Genomic DNA, 17,497 nt, shown 5'->3' with positions numbered 1-17,497 from the left:
TCCCCCGGATTTGGCTGACATGGTCAAACCAGCCGACGCCCTGCCAGTCGATCGCGACTATCCCTTACTCCTTGCCACCAGGGAGTCTCTGGCGCGTTGCAGTTCGGTCACACGTGTGCCTATCCAGCGTCACAGACAATCCGCCTGATGCCTCGCAAATAGTACAAAACTCAACAGACCGACCAAGCCGGGGTGTGAACAGTCGATGAAAATTACCCCCTACAGGACCGTGGTCGCGCCTCCGCCCCCGCGCGCCCGCTCCCTGAGCTACGGTTGACCAGGTCTTGGCAGCGCCTTGGAACCCGGCGCCGCCTTCGATCGTCCAACTGTCTGTCGTCGATCCGTACGACAGGCACCCCACCCACCGGGATCCAATAGAGTCCTTGCCATGAGCCAGCCGGAATCCGCTGTCGCGGACGCCCAGGCGGGCGGCCGAAGCGGGCAGGAGCCGCTGGCCAAGCTCGCCCAGAGATACGGACTTCGCCGTGCCATCGCGCGGCCGAGGTTCCCTGTATATCTGCGCCAGCTGTGGGAGCGGCGACACTTCATCCTGACGTACGCGACCTCGCGCAACGTCTCGAAATACTCCAGCTCCACCCTCGGGCAGCTCTGGCAGGTGCTGACCCCGCTGCTCAACGCCGCCATCTACTTCCTGATGTTCGGCCTCATCCTGGGCGGCGGCAAGGACATCGAGAACTACCCGGCGTTCCTGCTGACCGGGATGTTCATCTTCACCTACACCCAGCGCACGGTCACCGCGGGCGCCAAGTCGATCTCCAGCAACCTGTCGCTCATCAGGGCGCTGCACTTCCCGAGGGCCTCGCTGCCACTGGCCTACACGATCCAAGAGCTCCAGCAGCTCGTGATCTCGATGGCCGTGCTGCTGGTCCTGGTCGTCATCACCGGCGAGATGCCCACGTGGTTCTGGCTCATGATCCCCGTGGTGCTCCTGCTGCAGACGTTCTTCAACATCGGGCCGGCCTGATCGTCGCCCGGCTCGGTGCGACGATGCGCGACCTCAACCAGCTGCTGCCCTTCATCACCCGCACCTGGCTGTACGCCTCCGGCGTCTTCTTCTCCATTCAGGACAAGGTCGTGGGGTCGGCGCACCTGCCCCAATGGGTGGCCGATGTGATGTATCTCAACCCGGCCGCGTCGTTCATCGAGTGGATGCGCGAGATCCTCATCGCCACCTACAGGCCCGAGTTCGGCCACCACCCCCCGCCGATGGTGTGGATGTCTTGCGTATTCTGGGCGGTGTTCGCACTCGGCTTCGGCTTCTGGTACTTCTGGCGGTCCGAAGAGAGGTACGGGCGTGGCTGAACTGACCAAGGAGCTGTCACAGGTGAAGGGCGACAAGCCCGCCGTCCCCGGCAAGGACGCCAAGAAGCGTCCCGCCCCGGAGCCTTCGGGCAAGCGGCCCCTCGACGTACCCACGGGCACGCCCACGGTCATCGTCGACGACCTCCACATCGTCTACCGCGTCTACGGCGCCGCCACCGACGCCGAGAAGGGCAACGCGGTCAACGCGCTCACGCGCATTCTCAAGCGCCAGGGCCGCCCGCAGATGAAAGAGGTCCACGCGGTCAAGGGCGTGACGTTCGTGGCCTACCACGGCGACGCCATCGGCATCGTGGGCCGCAACGGCTCGGGCAAGTCCACGCTGCTGCGCGCCATCGCCGGCCTGCTGCCCCCGCACAAAGGCGCCGTCTACACCGACGGCCAGCCCTCGCTGCTCGGCGTCAACGCGGCTCTGATGCGCGAGCTGACCGGTGAGCGCAACATCGTCCTCGGCTGCTACGCCATGGGCATGACGCCCGCCGAGGTCAAGGAGAAGTACCAGGAGATCGTCGACTTCTCGGGCATCGACGAGTTCGTCCAGCTGCCCATGTCCACCTACTCCTCCGGCATGGGCGCCCGCCTGCGCTTCGCCATCTCCTCCGCCAAGACCCACGACGTCCTCCTCATCGACGAGGCGCTGGCGACCGGTGACCGCGAGTTCCGCAAGAAGAGCGAGGCCCGCATCCGCCAGATCCGCGAGCAGGCCGGCACCGTCTTCCTCGTGGCCCACGACCTGAGGGTCATCGAGGAGACCTGCAACCGCGTCATCTGGCTGCACAAGGGCAAGATCCGGATGGACGGCGACCCCAAGGAGGTCATCGCCGCCTACAACAAGGGCTGAGCCCCGTCACTCTTCCTAGGACCCCCGCTCCTGATGGCGGGGGTTTCGCATGTCCAGGTCCGATTCGATCCTCCGTGCGAAACGGGAGCGACGCCTGGGGCGAAAGACTGACAGCGCGGTGACCGTTCCGCTAGAATTCGAACGTCAATTCGATCCGAGGAACGGTGATGGAGTGGGGGCGCGCCATGGGAGAGCTGTCGGCCGCGATTGACCACCTGGCCTCCGAAGACGTCTCCGAGATCCCGCGGATGCAGCTGGCCGAGCAGCTGCTGGAGCTGCACTGGCAGATGGCCCGGCTGCAGGCCCAGATCGCCCGCCGCACGGGCGTCCGCATCCCCTGAGCGCCGCAGGGAGGCTATCCCCCTGAGCGCCCGCAGGAGAGCGCCGTACGCGCCTCTCCCGGGCTCTCAGAGGCCGATGGGGCCACAGGACCGATGAGCGTCGCTTGGGCCGGGCATGCGAAAGCCGCCGACCCCCTGGGGCCGGCGGCGGGGCGGGGCTCGCGTGGCGCCGCTGCCCTGCAGTGGCGGCGCCGCGCGCGAGCACGCCCGGGGCGAGGGCGCGTCCGCCCTGGCCCGTCATCGGACCGTCCGCGCGGTGCGAAGGTCCCTACGTCATCCCCTGCGCGTCAGTGCACCGGACGTCCGGCACCTGAGACGACCTGGTCGCGCTGGGCCACGGCCACCGATGCCCCGCTGATAAGGGGAGCACCGGACCGGCCGGAGACGACCCGCCACAGCGGCCAGAGCACCCGAAGGAGGTCCCGGCCCGCCGAAGGCGTGATCTGTGTGGTGGCGGCCGATCCCGTAAGAGAGGGACACCGGCCCGCCAGGAGCGGCACCTGCTCGTGGCCGCCGGCCTCTCGCCGGGAAGCGCTGGATCCGCCGGAGGCGGATTGCCGCGGCGTTCCGGCCTTCCGCCGAGGAAGTGCCGGACCGCCGGAAGCGGGACCTGTGGCACCCCGCGAGGAGCGCCGGACCCGCCGGAGGGGGAATCCGCCGTGTCACGACCGGTCGTTCCACTGCGGGGAACGCCGATCGCAGGAAGGGAGCCCGTCATGAGGAGCGCGCGAAGCGCGTCGTGTCGCCGGACGGAGACGAGGGCGTCGGCACCTAGAAGACGCCCGCGGACCTCCATACCGGCTCACCGGACGAGTCACGCTCGCGAGCCCACCCGGCCCGCGGGCTTAGTGGTGGGCGGCCACGCCGCGCACCGATCCGGTCAGCGCGTCGGTGGTCCAGCCCAAAGCGGTGACCACGTCGCTGTAGGCCCCGGCGGCCTTGACGCCGCGGCTCGCGACGAAGGCGGCGGAGCCCGACACGAGCGGCGCGAGCTCGTCCACGGCGACGGCCTGCGAGGTCGCGGGCAGCGCCTCGACGACCGGCGCGACCTCGGCGGGCGCGACCTTGCCGACCACCGGCGCGAGCCGGCCGTTCCCCGCGTGCGGCAGCGCCTGCGCGGCGGCCTCGCTCAGCCCGGCCACGAAGCGGTCGGCCGAGACGGCCTGCAGGCTCTTGGTGGCGCTCTTGACGGTGCCGGCGGTGAGGACGCCGGCGTCGGCGACGCCGCTGCCGGAGCCCGGCAGCAGGGCGGTGCCGGGCAGCCCGCCGAACGCGCCGCCGACCGGCGAGGCCAGGACACCGTTCACCGTGCTGAACGCCGCCTCGGCCGGGACAGCGCGATCGGCCTTGACGGACGGCTGCGCCATGCGCGCCGCGCCCAGGAGGGGCAGCGACGAGGTCAGGGCGCCGCCGCCGAAGGCCATGTTGGAGACGATGGGCGAGATCTCGGGAATCGGACCGCCGGTGCGGGTGATGTCCTCGAACCCGTTGCCCCTGGCATCGGCCCGACGCTGCGCCTGCAGCTCGCTGAGCCTGTCGCGCTCGACCTCGCTCATCTGCCTGGAGGGGAGGGCGACGGACTTGGCCTTGCCGAGCAGGCCGCCCAGCAGGTCGCCGCCCAGCAGATCGCCGCCGGTCAGGCCGCCGAGGATGCCGCCGAGCGGGCCTGCCGCAGTGGTGCCCCCGGCGTCGACCGTCGCGTGCGCGGCGGTCTCCTTTTGACCATCGGCTTGCGCCGGCACGGCCATGGCCGCCGCCGCCAAGCCGAATGCTGTGACGGCCAGGGCCGTCTTGACTACTCGATTCATGGTTGCCTTCCCGGCTCGTGATCGATCGCTCTCGAATGCGATGGAAATGCGAATCGATAACCCCCGTATGCCGTCGCGTACGCGCTATGGGCACCACACTGAGCGTGTCGCAACGGCTGAGCTACGCAGGAAGTTCTACCACCCGCGGGGAACGGCTCGCAGGCGCATGAATGCCCATGTAGCAGGGGTTTGCAGCCCGGTTACCGAGTAAAGGGGCGGCGTTGAGCGGGGAGACAAAACGGATTCAGGCGGCCTTGTTTCCGATATAGCACGCACAAGACCGCCTGAAATGGGGAGCGCCCCGGCGGCCCGTGAACAAAGGGTCGCGAAAACAAATGTCACGGGCCGGGGGCGCGGTATTTTCCGGGTCGCGATGGACGCGCGCGACCGGATCAGGCGGGCAGCAGGGCGTCCGCCGACTCGAACGGAAAACGGTCGGCGAAGGCCGGGCGCAGGTCCGTCAGCCAGACCGCGTTGGGGTCGAAGCGCGCGAAGAAGGGCCGTCCCACGAGCGACGGGTCGCGAGCCTGGATGAAGTGGAGGACGAACACCTTCTCGCCGGCGATCTCGGTGACGCCGTCGACGCACACCTTGCCGGGCGTGGCCGACATGGACGGCCCGCGTACGGTCCGGCACAGACCGGAGACCGAGGCGTAGGCGTCCCTGAAGATCTCGTACGCCCGCGCCAGCGGGACCGCGAAGTAGTCCTGAGGACCGGTGTCGCGCTCGACGAACATGTAGTAGGGGATCATCCCCATCCGGAGCTGCCGCCGCCACATGCCCGCCCAGATGGCCGGGTCGTCGTTGATCGACTTGATCAGCGGCGCCTGCGTCCTGATCGTGGCCCCGCTGCCGAGGATGTTCTTGACCGCCTCCTCGACCAGCGGCGACTCCAGCTCCCGCGGGTGCGAGAAGTGGGCCATGAACGCGAGGTTCTTGCCCGACGCGACCACCTGCTCGAACAGCCGCAGGGTGTCGCCGGCGTCGGGGTCGCTGGTGAAGCGCTGCGGCCAGTAGGCGAGCGACTTGGTGCCGATCCTGATGCTCTCGAGCTGCTCAAGCTCCATGAGCGGCTCGATGTAGCGCCTGACCACGGGCTCACCCATGATCATCGCGTCACCGCCGGTGATCAGCACGCTGGTCACCTCGGGGTGCTGCCGGATGTAGCCGACCATCTGGTCGATGTCGTCCGAGGCGAACTTCAGGTCCGCGTCGCCGACGAACTGCGCCCACCGGAAGCAGTAGGTGCAGTAGGCGTGGCAGGTCTGCCCCTGTTTGGGGAAGATCAGCACGGTCTCCGGATACTTGTGCTGCAGGCCAGGGATGGGCTCGTCGTTGATCTTCGGGACGTTGAGCTCCTTCTGGCCCGCCGGGTGCGGGTTGAGCTGGGCGCGGACTCGATTGGCCTCGGCCTGGATCTCAGCGTTCGGCGCCTCGGCCTTGAGCAGGTCGGCCAGCCGGGCGACGTCGGCAGCGGGCAGCATGTCCTCCTGTGGGAAGACGAGCCGGTAGATCGGGTCGTCGGGTGCGGCCGACCAATCTATGAGTTCATCCACGACGTAGGCGTTGGTCCGGAAAGGCAGCACCGTGGCGACGGCGCGCACCTTGAGGCGCTCGTCGTCCCCGAGCCCCGCACGCCGCAGAAGCTCGTCGAGGTGCTTGGACGTGTACGCCCGGAAGCGTCGCGTGCCAGCTTGGTTCAAGATCACTAGGCCTTTCCCATCTTTTTTGTTCGATCGGGTGTAAACCTCACGACCCTGTCGCGCGTCTACGGTTCTTAATACCCGGACGCGCGCACTACCGTCACCGGTTCCGCCGGTCTCCAAGTTTTCCTTGAGGTTCGGGACACTCGCGACATATCGCGATCCGGCATAGACTGACTTATCGTGACCCAGGATCCAGAGCTCCGCGCCTCAGACGCCGACCGCGACCGCGTGGCCGCCATCCTGTCCGAGGCGCTCGCCACAGGAAGACTCACCAGCGTCGAGCACGCCGACCGCCTGGACCTGGCGTACAACGCCAAGACCGTCGGCGAGCTCGTCCCCCTCACCCGCGACCTGCCCGACGTGTCCGCCTCCGGGGTGCCCTCGACCATCGAGAAGCAGGTCATCAACTCCACCTTCAGCAAGATCGTCCGCAAGGGCCGGTGGGTGGCCTCCCGGCACCTCACGCTCTCGGCCGGCTTCGGCGCGCTCATCATCGATCTGTCCGACGCCGTGCTGCCCGGCCGCGAGATCACCCTCGAGACCAGGGCGCATTTCAGCAAGGTCATCGTCAGGGTGCCCGCCGACGCCCACGTCATCGACGAGGGCAGCTCGATCTTCGGCAAGCGCAACGTGAACGCGGGCGACCGCGGCGACGGCCCGCTGATCAGGCTGACCGGTTCCTCGGCGTTCTCCAAGGTGATCGTCACGCGCGGAAAGGACGACTGGAACCTGCACTAGCCTCGACGTGCGAGTGGAACGCCCCCGGCCGGGCACCATGAGGGCCTACCTGCCGGTTAACCTGGCAGCTGCCTTGCCTGCGGTGCGGACATCCGAGCCCGCCCACCGGCCCATGCCGTGACGGCGGGCTCGAAGCCGTACGAGGTGACCATTTGTCAGACACCAGGCCGATCGCGCTCGACGCCATGGGCGGCGACCACGCCCCGCACGAGATCGTGGCGGGGGCCGTGCACGCCGTACGCGAGCGCGGCCTGCCCGTCGTGCTCGTCGGCTCGCCCCGCGTGCTGTACGAGGCGCTCGCCGACCACGACGCCACCAAGGAGATCCCGATCGTCCGGGCCGAGGAGGCCCTGGCCATGGACGAGGGCGCGCTGGCCAGCCTGCGCCGCCCCCGCTCCAGCATCGCGATCGCCTGCCACCTCGTCCGCCGCGGCGACGCCGCAGCGGTCGTCTCCGCAGGGTCCACCGCCGGCGTCGTCGCCACCGGCAGGCTGCGGCTCAAGGGCCAGCAGGGCGTGCTCAGGCCCGCCATCGCCGTCTCGCTCCCCACACAGCCCACCCCGACCGTGCTCGTGGACGCCGGCGCCAACGCCGAGGCCAAACCGGAGATGCTGGTGCAGTTCGCCCAGCTCGGCACCACGTACGCCGAGCTCGCCCACGGCGTCGCCGAGCCCAGGGTGGGCCTGCTCACGATCGGCAGCGAGGCGGAGAAGGGCAACAAGGTCGTCAGGCGCGCCCACGAGCTGCTCCAGGCCGCGCCCGGCGTGAACTTCGCCGGCAACGTCGAGGGCCACGACCTGCTGACCGGCAAGGTCGATGTCATCGCCTCCGACGGCTTCACCGGCAACGTCGCGCTGAAGACCATGGAGGGCGCCGTCCGCTACGCCTTCACCGAGCTGCGCGAGGCCATCGGCGACAGCCGGCTGGCCAGGCTGGGCGCGGCGCTGCAACGCTCCCGCATCCGCGAGCTGCGCCGCCGACTCGATGCCGAGGCCTACGGCGGTGCGGTGCTGCTCGGGCTGAACGGTACTGTGGTCATCGCCCACGGCGCCTCCAAGGCCCAGGGCATCAGCGCCGCCTGCCGGCTCGCCGCCGACCTGGCGGCCGCCGGCATCGTGCCCGCCATCGGCGAGCGGATGTCGGCGACGGGCCGGCCGCATCGATTGTGGTAATAGGGCGAAGTCACCCCCGAGGAAGGGTGCCGACCCTTTAGGGTGTGTCACCGATCCACAGAAACGGGGGGTTATGTGGACGGGCTCACCTCGGTGGTCCACGGGCTCACATCCGCCCAGGTAGCGAGGGCCAAGGCCAACCACGTGCCGCGGCGTTCCAGCAGGTCGCTGAGCGCCATCCTCAGGGCGAACGTGCTGACCCGGTTCAACCTCGTCATCGGCGTGCTCTGGGCGCTGATCCTGATCTTCGGCGAGTGGCAGGACGGCCTGTTCGGGCTGGTCATCGTGGCCAACGCGCTGATCGGCATCGTCCAGGAGGTGCGCGCCAAGCGCACGCTCGACCGGCTCGCGGTCATCAACGAGGCTCCCGTACGCGTGCGCCGCGACGGCGAGGAACGCCTGATCAGCCCCCGCGAGGTGGTGCTCGGCGACCTCATCCTGCTGGGCCCCGGCGACCGGCTGCTGGTGGACGGCGAGGTCGTGGAATCCGACGGCCTGGAGGTCGACGAGTCGCTGCTGACCGGCGAGGCCGACCCCGTGCACAAGCGGCCGGGCGATCAGGTGCTGTCGGGCAGCTTCGCGGTGGCGGGCAGCGGCGCGTTCGTCTCGACCAGGGTCGGCACCGACGCCTACGCCGTACGGCTGGCCGAGGAGGCGAGCCGCTTCCACCTCGCGCACTCCGAGCTGCGCGCCGGCGTGGCCGACTTCATCAAGTACATCACCTGGCTGGTCGTCCCGATCGGCGCCCTGCTGATCTACAGCCAGCTGCACAACTCGGCCGACCTGGGCACCGCCATCACCGGCGCGGTCGCGGGCATCGTCACCATGATCCCCGAGGGGCTGGTGCTGATGACGTCCATCGCGTTCGCCGTCGGCGTCGTACGCCTCGGCCGGCGCCGCTGCCTGGTCCAGGAGCTGCCCGCCATCGAGGGGCTGGCCAGGGTCGATGTGCTCTGCCTCGACAAGACCGGCACGCTCACCGCCGGCGGCATGGACCTCGACCAGGTGCTGCCCGTACGCGACGACGAGCCGGTCGAGCCAGCGCTGGCCGCCATGGCGCACCTCGACGCCCGGCCCAACGCCACCGCCGAGGCCATCAGGGCCCGCCACCCCGCGCCGCCTGGCCTGGACCGCCCGCGACACCGTGCCGTTCTCCTCGGCGCGCAAGTGGAGCGGCGCCGACTTCGGCGAGCGCGGCACCTGGCTGCTCGGCGCGCCCGACGTGCTGCTCAAGGGCGGCGACGCCTACGACAGGGCCGCCGAGCTGGCCGCCTCCGGCGCGCGGGTGCTCGCGCTGTGCCGCGCCGACAGCCTGGATGCCGCCGAGCGCGGCCACGCCGTGGTCGAGCCCGTCGCGCTCGTCACGTTCTGCCAGCCCATCAGGCCCGACGCCCGCGAGACCCTGCGCTACTTCGCCGAACAGGGCGTCACGGTCAAGGTCATCTCCGGCGACAACCCGCTCGCGGTCTCGGCCATCGCCGCCGGCCTCGGCATCCCCGGCGCCGAACACGCGGTGGACGCCCGTACGCTCCCCCACGACGACCCCGCCGCGCTCGGCGAGATGCTCGACTCCCACACCGTCTTCGGCCGCGTCACCCCGCAGCAGAAGCGCGAGTTCGTCACCGCGCTGCAGGCCCGCGGCCACACCGTCGCCATGACCGGCGACGGCGTCAACGACGTGCTCGCGCTCAAGGACGCCGACCTCGGCATCGCCATGGGCGCGGGCAGTCCGGCCACCAAGGCGGTCGCGCAGGTCGTGCTGCTCGACAACACCTTCGCCACGCTGCCCCACGTCGTCGGCGAGGGCCGCCGCGTGCTCGCCAACATCGAACGCGTCTCCAACCTGTTCCTCACCAAGACCTTCTACGCGATCGTGCTGTCGCTGCTCGTCGGCGTGGCGGGCGTCGCGTTCCCGTTCGCGCCCCGCCATTCGACGCTGACGAACTTGCTGGTCATCGGCATCCCCGCGATCTTCCTCGCGCTCGCGCCCACACTCGAACGCTCACAGCCCGGGTTCGTGGCCCGGGTGCTGCGCTTCGCCGTACCGGCCGGGGTGCTGTGCGCGCTGGCGGTGATGGCGACGTTCTGGGCCGCACACGACGCCGCCGCCCCGCTGCTGGAGAACCAGACCGCCGCCGTGATCACGCTCTTCCTCACCACATGGTGGGTGCTCGTGCTCATCGCCAGGCCGCTCACCTGGTGGCGCGGCGTGCTGGTCGCGGCCATGGCGGCGCTGTTCGCGGCCGGGTTCGCGCTGCCGTTCGTCAGGAAGTTCTTCGCACTCGAACCGGGCGGTCTCGGCGACGTTCTGACCGCCGTCGGCATCTCGCTCGTGGCGGCGGTAACGATAAGCGTGGCGGTCAAGCTCGCCGGTACCCTTAGACCATGACCGACCCGCAGAAAGTGCTCACCGAGCGCGTCCAGCAGGCGCTGGGCCGCGCGTTCGGCTCCGAGTACGCCGACGCAGACCCGCTGATCCGGCCCTCCCAGTTCGCCGACTTCCAGGCGAACGTCGCGATGAGCCTGGCCAAGCGCCTGCGACGGAGCCCGCGGGAGGTCGCCGAGGCGATCAAGGCGGAGCTGTCCGACTTCCCCGGCACGGTCGAGGTCAGCGGCCCCGGCTTCCTCAACATCACGCTCGCCGACGGCTGGATCGCGTCCGAGGCCGACGAGATGCTCGGCGACAAGCGGCTCGGCGTCGGCCTCAGCACCCCGCCGCAGACCGTCGTGATCGACTACTCTGCGCCCAACGCGGCCAAGGAGATGCACGTCGGCCACCTGCGCACCACCATCGTCGGCGACGCGCTGGCCCGCCTGCACGAACACGTGGGCAACACCGTCATCAGGCAGAACCACCTCGGCGACTGGGGCACCCCGTTCGGCATGCTCATCGAGCACCTGCTCGACATCGGCGAGCCGGCCGCCATCGCCCAGCTCGAAGCCGGTCAGGGCACGGAGTTCTACCAGGCGGCGCGCGCCAAGTTCGACAGCGACGACGACTTCAAGGCCCGCGCCCGCAAGCGCGTCGGCACCCTCCAGTCGGGCGACCCCGAGACGCTGCGCCTGTGGCACGTCTTCATGGACGCCACCGTGCGCTACTTCAACAAGGTCTACGACCTGCTGGGCGTCACGCTCACCGACGCCGACATCGCCGGCGAGAGCATGTACAACCCCATGCTGCAGAAGACCTGCGACGACCTTGAGGCGTCCGGCACCGCGAAGATCAGCGAGGGCGCGCTCTGCGTCTTCCCGCCCGGCTTCACCGGCCCCGACGACAAGCCGCTGCCGCTCATCATCAGAAAGAGCGACGGCGGCTACGGCTACGCCACCACCGACATGGCGGCCATCCGCTACCGCGTCCACGATCTCAAGGCCGACCGCATCCTCTACGTCGTCGGCAGCGACCAGGCGCTGCACTTCCGCATGGTGTTCGCCGCCGCCAAGATGGCCGGCTGGCTGCCCGACAGCGTCTCGGCCGAACACGTCCAGATCGGCATGATGCTCGGCAAGGACGGCCGCCGCTTCAAGACCCGCTCCGGCGAGTCGGTCAAGCTGATGGACCTGCTCCAGTCGGCCGTCGACAAGGCGTACGCGCTGATCGCCGAGCGCGGCTACGACGAGGAGACCCGCAAGGAGATCGCGCGGGCGGTCGGCATGGCCGCGGTGAAGTACGCCGACCTGTCGGTCAGCCACGACAGCGAATACGTCTTCGACCTCGACCGCATGGTGGCCTTCACCGGCAACACCGGCCCCTACCTGCAATACGCCCAGGCCCGCATCCGCTCCATCTTCCGCAGGGGCGGCCTCGATCCCGACGACGCGACCGGCCCCATCAGGCTGGGCGCCGCACCCGAGCGGGCGCTCGCCCTGCAGCTGCTCGGCTTCGGCACCGTCGTCGAGCAGGCCACGGAGCTGAGCGAGCCCCACCGGCTGTGCGCGTACCTCTACGCCACCGCCTCCGCCTTCACCGACTTCTTCGAGCAGTGCCCGGTGCTCAAGGAAGGCGTCGCCCCCGAGACCCGGGCCTCCAGGCTCGCCCTGTGCGCGCTGACGCTGCGGGTGATGGAGACGGGGCTCAACCTCCTCGGTGTCCCTGTCCCCGAGCGCATGTAAACCGGCACGTTGGCTCAAAGTCTCCCGTACCGTCATGGGCGCGCCTCCACCGGGTTGGCGCGCCCCAACGGCTAGGCTTTACGCGGTCATGAACCGCGGCCGAAACGGGGAGTTCTCTGCCTTGAGCACGGACCTGACTGCGAGCCCCCCAGCAGCGACCGAGCTGCATCGCTATGCCGAGGCGCTGATCGCGCACCTCGCCGCCAAGGGCACCGCGCCACCGGCCGCACCGAGCTTCAGCGACATACCCGGCTACTGGCTGCCGCCCGCCGTCGAGGCGCTGGTCGCGCTGCTCGCCGGCGAAGACCCGATGGAGCCGCTGAGCCGGGCCGCCGGGCGCGACCAGCAGCAGACCGCGCTCTTCCTCTGCCTCGCCCTGGCCGTCTCCGGTCAGGGCAGCCGCATCCACGCCTCGTGGCTCGGCACCGCCTTCGGCGAGCTGTCGGTCGACCGGCCCGTCACCCACGGCCAGCGCTCGCTCTGGCTGGCCGCCGCCAGAGGCGCGTACGGCCCCGCCGGCAAGATCTTCGTGCTGCGCAAGCTCGACGCGCTCGCCGTCCAGGACCACGCCGACGCTGAGCAGTGGATCCAGGCGCTGGTGCCCGGTGAGCCCTCCGTCGTCGTGCCGCCGTCGCTGGCCGACTTCCCCGAGATGGCGGAGATCCCCGAGCTGGCCAAGCCCGCCATGGCCGCCGCCCGCCTGGCCAGGCTGCGCGCCCGCTGCGCCGAGATCACCTCGGCCCGGCAGGGCGACCAGACCGCCGGCGCCCCGCTCGACAACAGCGCGGGCGAACCCGTCACCAACTGGGCAGAGGACGAACCGCTCGCCGTGCTGCGCTCGCTCATCGGCCAGGGCGGGCCCGCGGGGCCGATGGCCTCGCTCCACACGTACCTGCTCGACGACCTGCGTCCCGGCGCAGACCCGCACCTCGCGGCGATCGCGCTGCACGTGGCCGCCCCGATCCTGCGCGGCGCGGCCGAGGAGCTTGAGGCCGACAGCCGCCTCGAGCCTCCCGAGACGCTCACCGTGCCGCTGCTCGGCCACCGCATCCGGCTGCGTCCCGAGGGCCCCGACCAGACGTCGCTGGCCGCGGCCGAGGAGTCCATCCGTACGGAGGGCATGACGCCGCCCGGGCGGCCGTGGGCCGCGATCGTCCTCATCGTCCTCGGCGTGGCCTGCCTGGTCGGCGCCGTCGTGGCCGAATTGCTGCTCGCCGCCGCGGCCGTCGCCATGATCGGTCTGGCCGGCTGGCGGCTCTGGCAGCGCCGCAAGAAGATCGAGGCGGATGCTCGTTACGTCGACAAGCAGGTCAGCGAGCTTCGTGAGCTGGCCGAAGGGGCGGTGTGGGCGCTGCACGCGTACGCCCGTGAGGCCGAGGCCCGCGCCAAGCAGGCCGCCGAAGACGCCACCGAGCTCACCCGCCTCATCCGCCGCGGCCCCCGCGCCGCCCACTGACCGCCCTGACGCCCGGCATCCACCACCTGGTGCAACCCGCCACGTGAGCGTCACCGTCACTGACGCAGCGCGGGTGACGGCGGGAGCGGACCACCGGCCTGACGCAGCAGGAGAGCCGCCGAGCCCCGCCACTGTCACCGCGCCGCAGCGGGAGAGCCCCACGGCCGGCCACCACCTTCGTCGCGGTGCCGCAAGACGCCGCCCACGGGCGCTTGGACGGCTGCAGATCGCGAGGACCGCCCGCGTGGGGCACAGACCAAGTCATGCCTGCGTCGCGCACATATCGCGAGGGCGAACGGCATGGGGCGCACACCGAGTCACGCCCGCGTCAGGCGCAGATCGCGAGAACTACCCGCGTGAGGCGCACACCGACTCGCACCCGCGTCAGGCGCAGATCACGAGAACTACCCGCGTGAGGCGCACACCGACTCACACCCGCGTCAGGCGCAGATCACGGGGGCCGCCCACGTCAGGCGCACACCGATTACCGCTCGCTGCGAGGCTCCGCGGCAGGCCGGTGACGCCGTTCTCCTGGCTCCGCACTCGAGCGCTCACGAAGGGTGATGACCGAGGCGCCCAGGAGCCCCTCGGCAGAAACAGGAGAAAGGCAGGCGGCCTGGGACCGGGAGGGAGACGGCCCAAACCCGCAACGACATCAACCCGGAGAACTACCGAGACCCGCACGGCATCGATCCGGAAGACGGCCTGGCCCTGCACGACATCGACCCAGGAAGAAGGCATCGCCCCAGGGCGACGGCCCGAGCCCGCACGCGCGGCATCCGCACGACACCGAGACGACCTCATGACGGCACCGGAAAGAAACCCGGCCACCTCGGCCGGGCCCGGCGCGCGGAACCACCGGCAGGAACCGGTGTGGCCCGGTCAGGTGACCTCGATCTCCACGTGCGCCGGCGCGAGCAGGAACACCCGCTCCGCAATGCGCTCGATCCGCCCCTCGCACCCGAACACCAGCCCGGCCGCGAAGTCCACCATCCGCGTCGCCTCAGACATCGACATGGCCGTGACGTCCATGATCACCGTCTGACCGTCACGGAAATGCTGGCCGATCACCGGTGCGTCGTTGTACTTGAGCGGCTGCACCATGACGATGCGCGACGAGTCGACATTCGCACGCCACCTGCGGGCTGCCCGCTCGGTCGCCGGGACGTACTCGTCCTCGTACTGGTCGTCGTACTCGTAGCCCTCGTCGTAGTGCTCGACCCCGCTCAATCCAAGGTAGCTCACCACCTTGTGCACTGCCCCCATCGGCTTGTCCTTTCCTCAGGAACTCACCGTAATCGGCACGTCCCTACACATTGGACGGTAACCGACGATTCCGCATTCGCCACGCGACACGCCCAGCCCTAATTCCATTTTGTACAGCTTGCAGCCCGCTTGCAGCTGGATATCCGCCCCCCGTATACCATCGGGCCCATGCGCCTGTTCACCGTCGACGCCTTCACCGGCACGGCTTTCAAGGGTAATCCCGCCGCCGTCTGCCTGCTGGACTCTCCGGTTACTGATCGATGGATGCAGAGCGTAGCGGCCGAGATGAACCTCTCTGAGACCGCTTTCCTGCTTGGAGATTCCCTGCGCTGGTTCACCCCGGCCGTCGAGGTGACGCTGTGTGGTCACGCCACGCTGGCCACCGCGCACGTCCTCTATTCGACCGGAGCCGCGACGGGCCCGCTCGAATTCAGCACCGCCAGCGGCACCCTTACCGTGAATCGCCGTCCCGACGACATGATCACAATGGATTTCCCGGCCAAGGACGTGACCCCTGTCGCCGTTCCACCCGGCCTGGAGAAAGCGCTCGGCGTCACCCCGGTCCGGGTCGGAAAAAGCCGACTCGACCTGCTGGTGGAGCTGGACTCGGCGGAAACCGTACGCGACCTGACGCCCGATATCGCGGCGCTGGCCGAGGTGGACGCGAGAGCCGTCATCGTCACCGCCCTCGGCACCGACACGGACTTCGTCTCCCGTTTCTTCGCGCCGAACGTCGGCGTCCCCGAAGACCCGGTGACGGGCTCCGCTCATTGCGCGCTCGCGCCGTACTGGGCGGCGCGCCTCGGGCGTACGTCTTTGGTGGGGGCGCAGCTGTCCAAGCGCGGCGGCATCATCCACGTCACGCACGCCGGTGACCGCGTCCACTTGGCGGGGCAGGCGGTCACGGTGATGTCCGGCACCCTCCACGTCTGAACAAGCAGCGTCGGCCGGGTGCGGTGGTGCTGAGCTGCCGAAAACCGGTTTCGGACCGCCCCGGCGGCCTTTTAGGGTAGCCGGGTGGCAACAGACGTTATCGTGCTCAACGGCGGTTCCAGCTCCGGTAAGACCGGCATCGTACGGTGCCTCCAGGCCATCCTCCCCACCCCGTGGCTCGCCCTCGGGGTGGACACCATGGTGGACGCGCTGCCTGCGGCGCTGCAGGCGTCGGAGGAGGGGCTCGACATCAGTCCCGACGGCACGGTGAACGTCGGGGCCGAGTTCGCCGCCCTTGACCGCGCCTGGTCGGAGGGCGTGGCCGCGATGGCCCGGGCCGGCGCCCACATCATCATCGACGACGTCTTCCTCGGCGGTGCCGCCTCCCAGGAACGCTGGCAGAAGGCCCTCGCCGGGCTCGACGTGCTGTGGGTGGGCATCAAGTGCGACAAAGAGGTGGCGGCCGGCCGGGAGCTCGCCCGCGGCGACCGCACTCGCGGCATGGCCGCGCAGCAGGCAGAGCTCGTCCACAAGGGCGTCATGTACGACCTGGAGGTGGACACCACGCGCGCCGAGTCCCTTGAGTGCGCCAAAATCATCGCCGCCCACGTCACCACCTGACGACGCCCCGGCAGGCCGTATGCAGCCGACAATGCCCTGAGCACCGCACGGCCCCTGGGGAGGAGACGCCTGATGCCGCAACGCCAGCAGGTAACCGTCGACGTCCACGTGATCCTCGAACGAGGCGACGACGTCCTCCTCTGCCTGCGCCAGGGAACCGGCTACCGGGACGGCTGGTTCTGCCTCCCCTCAGGGCATCTCGAGGAGGGCGAGACCGTCATCGACTGCGCGGTACGGGAGACCCACGAAGAGGTCGGCGTCCACGTCGACCCCGCCGCGCTGCGACCGGCGACCGTTCTGCACCACCTCAACCCCGAGGGACAGCCCCGCATCGGCTTCTTCTTCGCCACCACGCAGTGGACCGGCACCATCGTCAACGCCGAGCCGCATAAGTGCGCCGCCGTCGAATGGTTCCCCGCCCACCGCCTCCCGGAGAACACGGTCCCGTACACGATCGCCGGCCTCCGCCACTACCACCGCAATCAAGGCATAGGCACCCACGGCTGGCCCACCCGCCCCGGAAATTGACTCGGCCTCACGCCGGTACCAGGATCTGGGCGGAGAATCCGCGGTTACGTCCCCTCAAGTGGTGTAGAACCGGCCCTCATCGGCGCGTCGCCTTCGACGCAAGGGGGCCGTCTCCGTGCGGCTCACGCAGAGCCGCTGACGACTGATTCTCGGTGTCTACCGACCATGATTCTCAAAGTCGTGCGGCCTGCCCATGATTCTCAGAGTCGTGCGGCCTGCGCAGGAGCGGCTACAGAGATGCGCGCTGAGGCGGCTTGACGGATCGCTCGCAACCTCCTCAGAGCGGGGCAGGAGGCGCTGTTGGCGAGCTCTAGGCCGGCGACGACATGGCCTCACGAGCTCCAGAGCCTCTGGAAAATATCCGGGCATGCAAAAGAGGGGCTCCGACACCACAACAGATGCCAGAACCCCACCCCCAACACACACAAAAAAGAGGGGCCTTGGTATCCGAAACCAGATACCAAGACCCCTCTCATCAAAGATTGTCCGGCGGTGACCTACTCTCCCACACCCTCCCGAGTGCAGTACCATCGGCGCTGAGAAGCTTAACTTCCGGGTTCGGAATGTAACCGGGTGTTTCCTTCCCGCCATAACCGCCGTAACCCCACGAAACAGCACACCATTTGCTGTCTC

Annotated in this window: 16 protein-coding genes, 1 rRNA gene and 1 pseudogene; 13 read left to right on the top strand and 5 right to left on the bottom strand. The window is 69.5% G+C overall.

Translation table 11 applies throughout. The features are described 5' to 3' along the window. The first annotated feature begins 388 nt into the window (after positions 1-388). The 4 genes from WBK31_RS38720 (at position 389) to WBK31_RS38705 (ending at position 2,523) form a co-directional block, all read left to right on the top strand. The gene (locus WBK31_RS38720) at positions 389-985 is read left to right on the top strand and encodes an ABC transporter permease (protein ID WP_406674007.1); all 597 of its coding nucleotides are present in this window, start codon (positions 389-391) and stop codon (positions 983-985) included. Between the two features lie 23 nt (positions 986-1,008). Further along, a complete protein-coding gene (locus WBK31_RS38715) occupies positions 1,009-1,323 on the top strand; it encodes an ABC transporter permease (RefSeq protein ID WP_406674006.1) in 315 nt (104 codons plus the stop codon). Continuing rightward, positions 1,316-2,182, top strand: a complete 867-nt coding sequence (locus tag WBK31_RS38710) for an ABC transporter ATP-binding protein (RefSeq protein WP_364068351.1) — start codon at positions 1,316-1,318, stop codon at positions 2,180-2,182. Before WBK31_RS38715 ends, WBK31_RS38710 begins: the two co-directional genes overlap by 8 nt. 167 nt (positions 2,183-2,349) lie before the next feature. Further along, complete coding sequence (locus WBK31_RS38705; RefSeq protein WP_364068353.1) at positions 2,350-2,523, top strand: hypothetical protein; 174 nt, start codon at positions 2,350-2,352, stop codon at positions 2,521-2,523. Between the two features lie 845 nt (positions 2,524-3,368). Here the strand turns inward: WBK31_RS38705 and WBK31_RS38700 are convergent. After that, entirely contained in the window at positions 3,369-4,331 is a 963-nt protein-coding gene (locus WBK31_RS38700; RefSeq protein ID WP_364068355.1) for a hypothetical protein, read from the bottom strand. A 392-nt stretch (positions 4,332-4,723) separates the two neighbouring features. Further along, entirely contained in the window at positions 4,724-6,040 is a 1,317-nt protein-coding gene (locus WBK31_RS38695; protein ID WP_364068357.1) for a lysine 2,3-aminomutase, read from the bottom strand. Between the two features lie 177 nt (positions 6,041-6,217). Here WBK31_RS38695 and WBK31_RS38690 point away from each other — a divergent pair, with 177 nt between their 5' ends. Beyond that, entirely contained in the window at positions 6,218-6,775 is a 558-nt protein-coding gene (locus WBK31_RS38690; protein ID WP_364068359.1) for a DUF1707 domain-containing protein, read from the top strand. Positions 6,776-6,927: 152 nt separating this feature from the next. Continuing rightward, on the top strand, positions 6,928-7,947 hold the full coding sequence (gene plsX, locus WBK31_RS38685) for a phosphate acyltransferase PlsX (RefSeq protein ID WP_364068361.1): 1,020 nt from the start codon (positions 6,928-6,930) through the stop codon (positions 7,945-7,947). 71 nt (positions 7,948-8,018) lie between these two features. Here the strand turns inward: plsX and WBK31_RS38680 are convergent, their stop codons facing one another. Beyond that, positions 8,019-8,303: a hypothetical protein gene (locus tag WBK31_RS38680; RefSeq protein WP_378785504.1), complete on the bottom strand. Its 285-nt coding sequence runs from the start codon at positions 8,301-8,303 to the stop codon at positions 8,019-8,021. On the opposite strand from WBK31_RS38680, the pseudogene WBK31_RS38675 reads away from it, so the two are divergent. The 4 genes and pseudogenes from WBK31_RS38675 to WBK31_RS38660 form a co-directional block, all read left to right on the top strand. Then, positions 8,233-8,946: pseudogene (locus WBK31_RS38675) on the top strand (HAD-IC family P-type ATPase); the annotation flags it as partial. The gene WBK31_RS38680 and the pseudogene WBK31_RS38675 overlap by 71 nt on opposite strands. Before the next feature lie 145 nt (positions 8,947-9,091). After that, the gene (locus tag WBK31_RS38670) at positions 9,092-10,336 is read left to right on the top strand and encodes an HAD-IC family P-type ATPase (RefSeq protein WP_406674005.1); all 1,245 of its coding nucleotides are present in this window, start codon (positions 9,092-9,094) and stop codon (positions 10,334-10,336) included. Next, positions 10,333-12,060, top strand: a complete 1,728-nt coding sequence (gene argS, locus WBK31_RS38665; RefSeq protein WP_378785508.1) for an arginine--tRNA ligase — start codon at positions 10,333-10,335, stop codon at positions 12,058-12,060. Before WBK31_RS38670 ends, argS begins: the two co-directional genes overlap by 4 nt. Before the next feature lie 121 nt (positions 12,061-12,181). Next, a complete protein-coding gene (locus WBK31_RS38660) occupies positions 12,182-13,516 on the top strand; it encodes a hypothetical protein (protein ID WP_364068367.1) in 1,335 nt (444 codons plus the stop codon). A gap of 882 nt (positions 13,517-14,398) precedes the next feature. Here the strand turns inward: WBK31_RS38660 and WBK31_RS38655 are convergent. After that, complete coding sequence (locus WBK31_RS38655) at positions 14,399-14,782, bottom strand: cell division protein SepF (protein ID WP_364068369.1); 384 nt, start codon at positions 14,780-14,782, stop codon at positions 14,399-14,401. 168 nt (positions 14,783-14,950) lie between these two features. On the opposite strand from WBK31_RS38655, the gene WBK31_RS38650 reads away from it, so the two are divergent. The 3 genes from WBK31_RS38650 to WBK31_RS38640 all read left to right on the top strand — a co-directional run bounded on the left by WBK31_RS38650 (position 14,951) and on the right by WBK31_RS38640 (position 16,864). Further along, positions 14,951-15,715 (top strand): PhzF family phenazine biosynthesis protein, encoded by a 765-nt coding sequence (locus tag WBK31_RS38650; protein WP_364068371.1) that lies wholly within the window; start codon positions 14,951-14,953, stop codon positions 15,713-15,715. An 84-nt stretch (positions 15,716-15,799) separates the two neighbouring features. Continuing rightward, on the top strand, positions 15,800-16,336 hold the full coding sequence (gene cpt / locus WBK31_RS38645) for a chloramphenicol phosphotransferase CPT (RefSeq protein ID WP_364068373.1): 537 nt from the start codon (positions 15,800-15,802) through the stop codon (positions 16,334-16,336). 72 nt (positions 16,337-16,408) lie between these two features. Then, a complete protein-coding gene (locus tag WBK31_RS38640; protein ID WP_378785510.1) occupies positions 16,409-16,864 on the top strand; it encodes an NUDIX domain-containing protein in 456 nt (151 codons plus the stop codon). A gap of 484 nt (positions 16,865-17,348) precedes the next feature. On the opposite strand, the gene rrf is transcribed toward WBK31_RS38640, so the two are convergent. Then, positions 17,349-17,465: ribosomal RNA gene (rrf, locus tag WBK31_RS38635) — 5S ribosomal RNA — on the bottom strand. Between the last annotated feature and the right edge of the window lie 32 nt (positions 17,466-17,497).

This window comes from Nonomuraea sp. N2-4H (assembly GCF_045291505.1).
GTDB classification, from domain to species: domain Bacteria; phylum Actinomycetota; class Actinomycetes; order Streptosporangiales; family Streptosporangiaceae; genus Nonomuraea; species Nonomuraea fastidiosa.
The sequence above is the reverse complement of the archived record's forward strand: the minus strand, read 5'-3'. Positions and strand labels throughout refer to the sequence as shown.